The organism is Cellulomonas sp. CW35, from assembly GCF_052378485.1.
GTDB lineage: Bacteria > Actinomycetota > Actinomycetes > Actinomycetales > Cellulomonadaceae > Cellulomonas > Cellulomonas uda.
This window is the reverse complement of the sequence record NZ_CP199000.1, coordinates 334,685-346,793: the sequence shown is the minus strand read 5'-3', so window position 1 is coordinate 346,793 and position 12,109 is coordinate 334,685. Positions and strand designations below refer to the sequence as shown.

6 protein-coding genes are annotated in these 12,109 nt (G+C 69.5%); 2 read left to right on the top strand and 4 right to left on the bottom strand.

Annotated elements, in window-relative coordinates; genetic code table 11:
• Positions 1-15: 15 nt before the first annotated feature.
• From ACT17Q_RS01640 to ACT17Q_RS01625, 4 genes are all read right to left on the bottom strand, one after another.
• Entirely contained in the window at positions 16-432 is a 417-nt protein-coding gene (locus ACT17Q_RS01640; protein ID WP_444664303.1) for a very short patch repair endonuclease, read from the bottom strand.
• Positions 433-508: 76 nt separating this feature from the next.
• Positions 509-2,035: a DNA (cytosine-5-)-methyltransferase gene (gene dcm / locus ACT17Q_RS01635; protein ID WP_444664301.1), complete on the bottom strand. Its 1,527-nt coding sequence runs from the start codon at positions 2,033-2,035 to the stop codon at positions 509-511.
• A 238-nt stretch (positions 2,036-2,273) separates the two neighbouring features.
• Entirely contained in the window at positions 2,274-2,639 is a 366-nt protein-coding gene (locus ACT17Q_RS01630; RefSeq protein ID WP_444664299.1) for a hypothetical protein, read from the bottom strand.
• Between the two features lie 431 nt (positions 2,640-3,070).
• Complete coding sequence (locus ACT17Q_RS01625; RefSeq protein WP_444664297.1) at positions 3,071-4,354, bottom strand: protein NO VEIN domain-containing protein; 1,284 nt, start codon at positions 4,352-4,354, stop codon at positions 3,071-3,073.
• Positions 4,355-4,560: 206 nt separating this feature from the next.
• Between ACT17Q_RS01625 and ACT17Q_RS01620 the strand changes: the two genes are divergently transcribed.
• Together ACT17Q_RS01620 and ACT17Q_RS01615 are read left to right on the top strand one after the other, a co-directional pair.
• Entirely contained in the window at positions 4,561-7,440 is a 2,880-nt protein-coding gene (locus ACT17Q_RS01620; protein ID WP_444664295.1) for an SNF2-related protein, read from the top strand.
• On the top strand, positions 7,437-12,107 hold the full coding sequence (locus tag ACT17Q_RS01615; protein ID WP_444664293.1) for a class I SAM-dependent DNA methyltransferase: 4,671 nt from the start codon (positions 7,437-7,439) through the stop codon (positions 12,105-12,107). The genes ACT17Q_RS01620 and ACT17Q_RS01615 overlap by 4 nt, the downstream gene beginning before the upstream one ends.
• The last annotated feature ends 2 nt before the right edge of the window (positions 12,108-12,109 follow it).

The following is a 12,109-nucleotide window of genomic DNA, read 5'->3' as shown; positions in this document are numbered from 1 at the left end:
GCGGCCGTCAACGATCTATCGGTCGCGATCGGCGTCGACTCGAGCAACGACGCCCGACGTCGTCGACGCTGCCAGCGCCGCCCGGACACGAACGAGCGCGTCGTCCGGGGTCTCGTGCTCCCAGACCCGCAGGACGCGCCAGCCCATCTTGGTGAGCACCCTGTCTGTGTCTCGGTCCCGCGCGGCGTTCGCGGCGAGCTTCTCACGCCACCAGTCGGAGTTCGCTCTCGGTCGGACGCCGTGGTCAGGACAACCGTGCCAGAAGCAGCCGTCGACGAACACGGCCAGCCTCGCGCGGGTGAAGGCGATGTCGATGGTGCGTCGACGCTGGCCAGGAACCGGCCAGGCGACCCGGTACCGGAGCCCGGCGTGGTGGAGGACGGAGCGCAGAGCGATCTCTGGGGCCGTGTCACGTCGGCGCGCGTCGCTCATGCGCCTCGAGACCGCAACCGAGCTCGAGCCGGGGTGAGCAGGCACGGACACCGGGACGGGACCGGCGCCGGCCGTCTCAGGCGACCGCGACCCGCGCTGGCTCATCGATCGCCAGGGCCAGCTGCTCGGGACCAGGGTTCGCCACGCCGTGCAGAGCTCCCCGCGCGCTCCTCGTCCCGTCGACGAGCGCCCGGACGGCGGCGTCGCGAGCCGCTGCCTCGGTCAGTGCCGGCTCGTGGTGGGCGAGAAACTGCGCGAGCGCGAGCCGCACAGCACCTACGTGGACGGCGTTGCCCAGCTGCTTGTACGAGTGCTTGTCGTCCTGCTGCTCGAGAAGATCGATCACCGCGTCTGGGAACCCCTGGAGCCGGGCCGCTTCGCCCGGCGTGATCCGTCGCTTTCCCGGCCCGTAGACGGGCGCCTGGTTGATAGCGACCAACGCTGGTGCGTAGGTCAGCGGCTTCACGCGAATGCCGGACGGGCGCAGCTGGATAAGGCAGTCCCATAGCGAGGCTGCGTCCTTGGCCTGCCACTCCAGCTTCTTGCGGCTCTCGGGGAACTCCTTGATCGCGTCGAGAAGAGGCACGACGGTCTCGTGGTTCTTCAAGAAGAAGTCGCGATTCTTCTCGAGGAACTCGACCTTCCACTCGTAGCCGGCGGACCTCGCGGCAGCCACCTCGACGTCGAACTCGTCATCGGGCATGCCCTGGTGCCTGAACCACAAGGGAAAGCCGGGAAGTCGTCGTACGCCGTCCCCTGGCCGCATCCCGCTCGTCTTCATGTGCTCGACGAGGAACCGCTGGAACGTGTCGAGCAAGGCTCTCTCCGGGCTGTCCGCGCCAATACGGAACCGCGGCGGGACCTTGGCGTTCCGCTCGACAGCGGGCCGCCCGCCGTACAACGCGAGCGGGGTCTGGTCGATCTGCCAACCGGACGGGTCCCACGTGCCGTAGTCGAAGCCTGGGAACTCGGTCGTCTCGACCGAGTCGAGGAGGTCTGACCGGATCGCCAAGATGTAGACCCGGTCGCGGACCTGGGGGGTCCCGCCGTGGTCGGGGTGGATGCGGTGCGGCGAGATGATCGTCGGGTCCTGCGAGACCGTGTAGCCAAACTCGCCGAGCGACCGCACGATCGTCGCGAACGTGGTCTCGCGATGACGGGGACCGACGAGGTTACGCACGTTCTCGAGGAACACGACCTTCGGCTGCTTCGCCCTGATGATCCGCAGCACGTTGTAGAAGAGCGTCCCGCGCACCTCGTCGAGCACGCCGCGCTGGCGCCCCGACTTGCTGAACGCCTGGCACGGAAACCCTGCGGCGAGCACGTCATGGTCGGGCACGTCGACGTCGTCACCAGCGTGGTCGTCTGTCACGCCTTCAGGCAGCAACGGCGCCGCCACGTTCACGTCCTTGGCGAAGGGGAAACGCTGAGCTTCCGGCAAGGGGTCGATCCATGCCTTCGTGTAGATCGCCCGCGCGGCGTCGTCGAGCTCGGCCGCGTACACGCATCGGCCGCCGAGTCCGTGGAGGCCTGCGTGGAACCCGCCGATCCCTGCGAAGAGGTCCACGAAGGTGAACCCCTGGCCGCTCCCGACCTGGCTCATGGCCCTCCTCCTAGGCGCGACCCCACGCGCTTGGGTGCAAGCTTACGGCTTCCCAGCGTTCAGCCCCGGCCGACGCGGCACCCGAGGGCTCATCGGTCCCAGCCCGGAGCACCCGGTCGAGTAGATGGCCCTCAGACCGCGCCCCTTGCCGCATCGCCGGCCGCGCATGCATGGCGCGCTCCAGCCCCGGTGCGCACACTCGGGCTGACGGCGTGCACGGAAGTCGAGCCACGGGCCCTCACGCGAGTTGGCTCGGCTCGACCACCTCGACCTGGCCGAGGGCGTCCACGACGTACACAGTCACACGCAGTGCCCGCCGCGTCGCTTCCGGCACCCGCAGCGCCGCAGCACGCGCCTCGACTGGAACGACAACGCCGAAGACGACGCCTTCCGCGCTCACGTCGGCACGCCGCAGCAGCTGACCGTACAGCGTGTCGACGTCGAGGCCGACGGCCGCCGTCCGGCCCTTGGCCTCGGCATAGAGAGTCGTCGTGCCGCGGTGGGCGACGACGTCACAGAAACCGACGTCTCGCTCCACGCTCCAGCCGTCACTCGTGAGCCAAGCCGTGAACGCCTCGATCACCCGTGCCTCGTCGCCGCGCATCGCCTCAGGCTAGTGATGTCGGAGAAGGGAGCGGCGGGGCAAGCAGGTGAGAGTGGGCCCGGACGGCACTCACCTCCGCGCGGGCGCCGTCATGTCGGTTGGCCGGTAGACGTGGTCCCGGTGCCACCCGCGGACTGCACGTCGATGACCGTCGCTGTCCGCGGCAGCGCCGCCCGCTCGCGCAGGTGCGGCGCCGAGGACGCCCTGGCGCGAACCTGTGCCGGCCGACAGGGGCGGTGGCCAACGGGATGCGCCCGGGTTCTCCAGTCGTCGTGGCCGTCGTCCGCGAACGCCCCGAGAGGCTCCTCGAAGGTGGGTTGGAGGATGCTCGGCCCGAACTCGTCCTGCACCAGCAGCCAGACCTCCCCGCCGGCCTGCGTCTCGCCATCTCGTCGGAGCAGGCACCCGGCCTTCGCCAGGCTCCTCGACGGCTACCCCGCCGGCGGCGTGTACGCGTAGGCCGTCGGCTCAAGCTGACCGGCTTCGACGTCCCACGGCAGGACACGGAGGCGGCCGCTGCAAGGGTCGACGTGTCCCTCGAGACCGAGCGACACGTCGGACAGGATGCCGAGAACGCACTCCCCCGGGTGGGCGCGGGCGTGCAGAACCTCACCGCGCGTCACCAGGACGCTGTCGCCCGCCGTCCGGGTGCCCTTCGCCTCCAGGTATCGCGTCTCGTCTCCCCGCGTGGCGACAGCGTCGTACGGCTCGGTCGTGTGGGTGTCGCGCACCGACCAGCCACGGTCCCGGAAGTGCTCCATCAGGCGAGCCTGTGCGGCATCCTCCACCTCCCGGCGGAGAACGGGATTCGCCTCCCATCCCTGCGCCCTGCGGACTGTCGGTGTCCCGGACCCCATGGCGTCAAGGTGCTCCGCCCATAGTTTCTCGAGAGCAGCCAACGGACCGTCGGCTATGCGCGTGCCACTGCTGCGAGGAGTCCATCCGCCCGCGTCGGGGATACGAGCCTGGAGGATGTCGAGCGGCAGGACGTCGTCAGGATCCAGAACCGTGTCCCACTCGACCTGCGCGTAGTTCACGGGTCCCTCGCTCCCCTCCCGGAAGTCCGGTGCCTGGAACACGCCGGACGCGAACCGGCCTGCGGCGACGACGCCCCGTTGGCCCGCCCCCTGCTTGAGGAGGAACGCCCGGTCGCCAGGCGCCACACCCGACGTCCGGCCGCCGGTTGCCCACGAGTCGCGGTAGAGACCACCGCTCCGCGTGACATCGATCGCCGCGGTCAGGTCGTCGGGAGGCCAGACCCAGACTGCGGGGTTGTACGTCAACAGGAAACCCGACGTACTCGCCGCGCTGGACGGCCGGACGGCGCTGCTCGTCTCAGCTGCCGCTTCGACGTCCCCGGTCTCAAGATAGGCAACAGGATTCCGCTGGGCCGGCACGGGCCATCCGAGGAGCGCCCTCGCAACCGGGTGATGGCGCGGCAGGACTTCACCGGTGAGTGCCTTCTTGGCCACGACACCGTCGACATACGGCTCGAGACCCTCGATGCGTGTCACGACCTGGACCACGCCGTCGAAGGAGAGTGTCGCGTATCGCTCGGCCGCGACACTCTTCTCATCCAGCCGCCACACCCCGCGGTTGGCCGCCCAGAGCTCGGCGTCCGTCCGCGTCGGATCCCATCCGTACCATGAGCGAGCCATGGGATCGACCCGAGGGTCTTCCGAGGTTGCCCTTGTGAGAGCGAAGTTGATGGCCACGGCACGCATCCTCGTCGCTCGGCTTCGTAGCCGCCCTCGATTCCTTACGCCATCGTGCAAGTCACCCGCGAAGGTCGGGTGAAGTTCCGCACCGACAGCCAAGGAACGCGGAGTCCAGACGCAAGTCATGCCGGTGACGTCTTGCCGCCTGGCTACGATCCTGGCCAGGCGCGGGGTTCCGCGCTCGAGCACCAAGGGGGTTGGGCGTGGGTCCGGACACTGACCTCGTCGTCGCGCCCGGGTCCGTCGTGGTCGTGCGTGACGAGGAGTGGCTGGTCCACTCCACCGAGGACACCGCTGACGGCACCCTGATCCGGGTGCAGGGTGTGAGCGAGCTGGTCCGGGATCTGCCCGCCGTCTTCTACACGGCACTCGACACGATCGTCCCCAAGGACCCTCGCGACGCCACGGTGGTCGCGGACGCCAGCCCGCGGTATCGCTCTGCGCGGCTGTGGCTGGAGTCGACGATCCGCAAGACGCCCGTGCCGCTGACGGACGCTCGACTCACCGTGTCGACGCAGGCTCTGGCCGATCCGCTGCCGTACCAGCAGACGGCGGTTCGCACGGCCCTCGACCCGGCCAACCTGCGCCCCCGCATCCTGCTGGCGGACGCCGTGGGTCTGGGCAAGACGCTCGAGATCGGCATGATCCTGTCCGAGCTGGTGCGCCGTGGCCGGGGTGAGCGAATCCTCGTGGTGACGCCACGGCACGTGCTCGAGCAGATGCAGCAGGAGCTGTGGAACCGGTTCGCGCTGCCGTTCGTCCGGCTGGACTCCGCGGGCATCCAGCGCGTGCGGCAGAAGCTCCCGGCGACCCGTAACCCGTTCTCGCACTACCGCCGCGTCATCATCTCGATCGACACGCTGAAGTCCGACCGGTACGTGCACAACCTGCGCAAGCAGCGCTGGGACGCCGTGGTCATCGACGAGTCCCACAACCTGACGAACCCCTCGACGCAGAACAACAAGCTGGCGCGGACGCTCGCGCGGACCACGGAGGCGCTGATCCTGGCGTCGGCCACACCGCACAACGGCAGGACCGAGTCGTTCGCGGAGCTGGTGCGCCTGCTCGAGCCGACGGCTGCCGCCCCGGACGGCGACATCCGCCCCGACGAGGTCGCGCGTCTCGTCGTCCGCCGGCACCGGCACAGTCCGGAGGTGGCAGGCGTCGTGGGTGCGGACTGGGCGGAGCGCCAGGAGCCGCACCACGTGCGGGTGGTGGCGAGCGCCGCGGAGGACGCGGTCGCCGACGAGCTGGTCCGCACGTGGCTGCACCCTGCGGGTGGGGCGTCACCGTACTCCGGGCGCAACGAGTCCCTCTTCCCGTGGACGCTGGCCAAGGCGTACCTCTCGTCCCCTGCCGCGCTGGCGGAGTCGATCCGGCAGCGGCTGTCCCGGTTGGCCGCTGCGACGGGCCCGGCGGCAGAGACCGAGCGTGCGGCGTTGCGCCGCCTGGCCGACCTCAACGCGGCGGTGGCCCGGTCGGCGAAGTACGACGCGCTGCTCGCGCACCTGCGGAGCATCGGCGTGGGCAAGGGCTCAGCGACACGCGCTGTCGTGTTCGCGGAGCGGGTCGCCACACTGACGCACCTGCGGGCACAGCTTCCGACGGACCTCGGCCTGCCTGCCGACGCGGTCGAGATCATGCACGGCGGCCTGACCGACGAGGAGCAGCAGGCGGTCGTCGACCGCTTCAAGCAGGCGTCGACACCCGTGCGTGTTCTGGTCACGGGCGACGTCGCGTCCGAGGGCGTGAACCTGCACGCGCAGTGCCACGAGCTGGTGCACTACGACATCCCCTGGAGCCTCATCCGCATCGAGCAGCGCAACGGGCGCATCGACCGGTACGGCCAGAAGCACCCGCCGCGGATCACGACACTGCTGCTCACCCCGTCGGACGAGCGGTTCTCCGGTGACGTCCGCGTGCTCGCGCGTCTCGTGGACAAGGAGCACGAGGCCCACCGGGCCCTCGGGGACGTCGCGAGCCTCATGGGCACGTACGACGTGAAGGGCGAGGAGGAGATCCTCACGCGCGTGCTCGCGGGCCAGAAGGACCTCGACGAGGTGGTCCGCACCCCGCAGCAGGTCGCGGCGGGCGACGACCTCGCCGCCCTGTTTGCGCAGCTCACGGGCGGCATGCCGTCCGCCCCCGCCCCGGCCGCACCGTCCGCACCCGCGACGGCGCCGGCCGCGGACACCGGCCTGTTCACCACCGAGGTCGAGTTCCTCGAGGAGGCGCTGCACGCCGCGTTCGAGGAGGCCGACCCGGCGTCGCCCCCGGCCAAGGGCGGCGTGGCGTGGTCACGTGACGCCGGCTTCGGCACCGCGCGCCTGACCCCGCCGGCGGACCTGCGGCAGCGGCTCGAGGTGCTCCCCCAGTCGTACCTCACCGACCGCCGCGTCACCGAGTCCCTGGTGCTGGCGACCACTGCGGCTCGCGGCAAGGAGCGGCTGAGCGATGCCCTGACGGACGCCGGCGGGTCGTCCTGGCCGGACGCGCACTTCCTCTCCCCGCTGCACCCCGTGCTGGAGTGGGCCGCGGACCGTGCCCTGGCCCGGCTGGGACGCAACGAGGTGTTCGCGGTGCGCGGGCCGGTGGACGGGCCGACCGTGCTGCTGCAGGGCACCTTGACCAACCGCCGTGGGCAGGTGGTGGCGGCATCGTGGCTCACGGTCGAGTTCCCGACCGCGAACGCCGACGGGCTCGCCCTGGTGACCGCGCACGACGCGGCGGCGGAGGCACTCGCAGCGCTGGGGGTCGACGGGCGCCGCGCGAACCCCGGGCCGGTCCCGGACGCGGCGGGTCTGCGGCCGTTCGTGCGCGTCGCCATCGACCGTGCGACGCCGCAGCTGGACCAGCACTTCGAGGTCGCGGCCGAGGACGTCCGGCTGCGGGTCGAGCAGTGGGCGACGCGCCTGGACGAGTGGGATGCCGACGCGCGCGGGTACGTGCAGACCAAGCTGCTCAAGGAGCGCCGCCTGCCGGTGCAGGAGGAGCGGGACCTGGTGGAGTCGATGCTGCCCGACCGTGGCCTGCTGCGGCCGCTGCTCGTGGTGGTCCCGGAGCACGGAGGGGAGGCACGGTGAGCGCGTCGGACGCCTTCGTCGTCGGTGAGAACTGGATCTCGGAGCACTTCTTCACGTCCGATGCGACGTCGCAGTCGTTCCGCACGCTGGTCCTCGCGCGCCGCAAGGAGTGGGACGGACAGTCCGGTGAGACGCCGCGCAGCCGGTTCAGCGCCGCGCGCGGTGAGCTGCAGACGGCTCTGGCGGACCTGTCGCAGCGGGTCGAGACGCTGCGGGAGCAGGCGCGCGACGAGGACGCAGCGCTGGACACCATGGCCCTGGCCGACCTCGCCGACACGGTGGCGGACCGGATGGTGTCCGTCCTGGAGCTCGACCAGCACGGGCTGCGACTGGAGGGCGACGGGCCGCTGCGGCGCGTACGCGCGGCGGGGCTCACGGGTGGGGCGCCGCTCACCCTCGTCAAGGCGCTGCCGGTGACGGCCGTGGAGGACCTGCTCGCCAAGGACGGCCTGACCTTGGCCGTGCCAGTCGCGGTCGACGAGGACTCCGACCCGACCCGGTCGGCAGCCCGGCTGCTGTCGCAGCTCTTCGTGCAGGAGGACGGCCCGGCGTACGCGCTGGTCCTCGCGGGCCGGTGGGTGCTGCTCGCCGAGCGGGCGCGCTGGGCGGAGGGCCGGTACCTGGCGGTGGACCTGCAGCTCGTCGCGGAGCGCAACGACGCCCGCCGCGGCGGCGAGGTCGACACGGCACTCACGTGCCTGGAAGCAGCCTCGGTGGCGCCCGACGCCGAGGGGCGCCTGTGGTGGGACGGAGTGCTCGAGGCGTCGGTCAAGCACACCGTCGGCGTCTCGCAGGACCTGCGCGACGGTGTGCGACTGTCGATCGAGATCATCGCGAACGACGTCGTGGCCCGTCGCGCCCGCGCCGGCCTGGAGCCGCTGCCGCAGGCCGAGGCCCAGGTGCTGGCCAAGCAGTCCCTGCGCTTCCTCTACCGGATCCTGTTCCTGCTGTACGCCGAGGCGTCCCCCGAGCTGGGGGTGCTGCCGACCGGCGCCCCGGAGTACGACGCGGGGTACAGCCTCGACCGCCTCCGCGAGACGGTGCAGGTGCCGCTGACGTCCGATCGCGCGCTGCACGGCACGCACCTGTACGAGTCGCTGGCGGTGCTGTTCCGGCTGGTCGACACGGGGCATGAGCCCGCGGCGCCGCGTGAGGACGGTCTGCGCGGCGAGGGCCTGACCTTCCACGCGCTGCGCGCCGACCTGTTCTCCGCAGCGGCAACGGCGCACATCGACGAGGTGGGCCTGGGCAACGGCGCGCTGCAGCGCGTGCTCGGCCACCTGCTGCTCAGCAAGGAGAAGCGCGGCGCGGACCGCGGCTACATCTCCTATGCCGAGCTGGGCATCAACCAGCTCGGTGCGGTGTACGAGGGGCTCATGTCGTACACCGGGTTCTTCGCGCAGGAGGACCTGTTCGAGGTCGCAAAGGACGGCGACGCGTCCAAGGGCTCCTGGGTGGTGCCGGCGGACCGCATCGAGGGCATCGCCACGAAGGACTTCGTGCGGGCCCCGGACCCCGTGACGAGCGAGCAGCAGCCGGTGCTGCACCGCCGGGGCACGTTCGTGTTCCGGCTCGCGGGGCGCGAGCGGCAGCAGTCGGCGTCGTTCTACACGCCCGAGGTGCTCACGCGCTTCACGGTGGGCCAGGCCCTCGAGGAGCTGCTCGACCAGGACGGCACGACGACGCCCGCCGCGGACGTGCTGCGCATGACGGTCTGCGAGCCGGCCCTCGGATCGGGTGCGTTCGCCCTGGAGGCGGTCCGTCAGCTCGCGGAGCAGTACCTCACCCGCCGGCAGGCCGAGCTGGGTGAGCGCATCGACCCCGACGCGTACCCGCGCGAGTTGCAGCGGACCAAGGCGTACATCGCGCTCCACAACGTGTACGGCGTCGACCTCAACGCCACCGCCGTCGAGCTCGCCGAGATCTCGCTGTGGCTCGACACGATGGTCGCCGGCCTCGACGCCCCGTGGTTCGGCCTGCACCTGCGCCGTGGCAACTCGCTCATCGGCGCCCGTCGCGCCCTGTACCGGCGCGATCAGGTGACGGACAAGTCGTGGCTGTCGGCCGTGCCCGCGGACGCCGCCCTGAGCACGCTCCTCGACGGCCCCGCCACCGGCGTCCACCACTTCCTCCTGCCGGCCGACGGGTGGGGCGCGGCCGCCGACGCCAAGGAGGCGGCCACCCTCGCCCCCGAGGCGACCAAGGCCCTCAAGGCGTGGCGCAGCGCCCTGAAGGCCAAGCCGACGAAGTCGCAGATCGACGCGCTGACGGAGGTCGCGCACCGCGTCGAGGTGCTCTGGCAGATCGCGGCCCGTCGCATGTCGATCGCCGAGCAGGGCATCCGCCGCAGCGTCGAGGTGTGGGGGGCCGACGTCGAGCAGGCGGGCACGGTGACCCGTGAGCAGGTCGAGACATCGCTCGCCGACGCCGACGGCGCGTACCGCCGGCTACGTCGCGTGATGGACGCGTGGTGCGCCCTGTGGTTCTGGCCACTGACCGAGGCGGCCACGACGGTCGAGCGTGCCGGCGCGCGTGTGCGGGCCACACCGCCGCGGCTCGACGAGTGGATCGACGCACTCCAGCGCCTGGTGGGACGGGCACCGGAGCTCACGCGGCGGTCCCTGCCGGGCAACCAGACGCTCACCGACGCCGCCTCCTGGGACGAGCTGCAGGACGTCGAGCAGCAGGTGCTCATGTTCGCCGACGCGAAGCCCGTCGCCGACGTCGTCCGGGACCACCCGTGGATGGAGGTGTGCGAACGGGTCGCCGCCGAGCAGGGGTTCTTCCACTGGGAGCTCGACTTCTCCTCGGTGTTCCTGCGTGCCGGGTTCGACCTGCAGGTGGGCAACCCGCCCTGGGTACGACCCCAGGCGGATTACGTCGCATGGCTCGCAGAAGCCGATCCACGGTGGTCGCTAAGGAAGAACAAGTTCTCACCGAGCACGGCACTTCTGCAGGCATCCGAGGGGGACAATGCGCGAAGGGATTACTTCTCGCGTTGCATTGTGGAGAACTCTGGCACCACCGCATACTGCTCCGCTCGAGCCAACTACCCGCTGACGGAAGGCTTGCAGCCAGATCTCTATCGTTGCTTTATGCAGACCACATGGCGAAACGGCACACCACGTGGCTCAGTGAGCCTCATTCATCCGGAAACTCACTTCACCGATAACCGCGCGAGCCTGCTGCGCAGGAACACCTATCCGCGCCTTCGCAGGTTCTGGCACTTCAAAAATTCGCTACGCCTATTTGATACGGCCTCGCTGGCAAGCGACGCGTTCTTTGGCGTCCACGTCTACGGCTCCAGTCGAAGCCGTGCAGACTTCTTGATGGCTGCCTACATCTACACACCGTCGACCGTGAGCGACTCGCTTCGCCACGACGGCGCTGGCGACCCGCCAGGGGTGAAAGACGCCGCGGGAAAGTGGGACACGCGCCCCCACAGGAGCCGCATCGTCACGGTCAACGAAGAGATGCTCCGCGCCTGGGCCGATTTGCATGGCACCGCATCGCCGCCCGAAACCCCGATGGTATTTATGGTCAGTTCGGGCCTTGCTTCCGCAGCGGAGAAACTGTCGCGCGCACACCGACTCTCCGAGACTGAACTGCATTACTCGGCAGGATGGCACAAGGCGAACAGCGAACGCCGCGGGCTTATAGTCGAGGAATGGGGGCGCCCGGGCTCTCTGGATGACACCATCCTCTTGGGACCGAACCTATGGGTCGGTACAGCATTCTACAAATACCCGAATCCGTCACTAAAGAACAAGCAAGACTGGACCGAGGTCGATCTGGAGTCCTTGGCACCAAGCGAGATCCAGGTAACATCCTTCAAGCGCGCGACAGACTCGTACTCTTTTGACTGCGCCTACTCTGACTGGGGCACTCCGGATTACCCGTTGCCAGCCAGGGACTACTACCGCGTAGCCTGGCGATACATGATGCAACTCGACCGAGAGCGCTCGTTGATCGCAGCAGTCATCCCGCCCGGCGTCTCGCACGTCGATGGCATCCAATCAGCCGGCTTTGCTGAGACCCGCATCCGAGATTTGCTCACAGTTGCCGGTTCGGTCTACTCAATACTCGGAGATTTCTGGATCCGCCTGATCCCAAAGTCCACAATCAGCGCCACCGCAATGAGGCGCATGTTCTCGTGTGCCAATCACCCCCTTGTTTGGGATCTAGTCGAAAGAGTCGCGCGGCTGACGTTCCTGACGGATGCGTACAAGGATGCGGAGTCAGCTCTCATGGATGAGGCAGCTAAGGCGGGCGAACTCACTCGGTTCTTGGATCGACCTATCGGTAATGGGATTCGGATCGCCGCAGATCGGCAACGCGCTCAGGTGGAGATCGACTCACTTGTTGCACTCATGCTTGGCCTATCCATCAATGAGTTGGTCGACATATACCGTTTGCAGTTTCCGATTCTGCGCAAGTATGACGAAATGGAGCGGTTCTATGACGCGCACGGTCGACTCGTGCCGGCTCCCGTGATGAGGATGTGGCGAAAGACAGGCAACTCTCTAGCGACCGCCGAGCGCACCGCCGTCCATCCCGGCAGCGGTATCGCGTACACCTACGAGCTCCCGTTCGTCACCCTCGACCGGGAGGCCGACATGCGCCGCGCGTACGCCGAGTTCGAACGTCGCCTCGCGGAGCGCTCGTGAGC

Coding starts and splice junctions, on each gene's coding strand:
- ACT17Q_RS01640 (WP_444664303.1), bottom strand. CDS start 432: ATGAGCGACGCGCGCCGACGTGACACGGCCCCAGAGATCGCTCTGCGC.
- dcm (WP_444664301.1), bottom strand. CDS start 2,035: ATGAGCCAGGTCGGGAGCGGCCAGGGGTTCACCTTCGTGGACCTCTTC.
- ACT17Q_RS01630 (WP_444664299.1), bottom strand. CDS start 2,639: ATGCGCGGCGACGAGGCACGGGTGATCGAGGCGTTCACGGCTTGGCTC.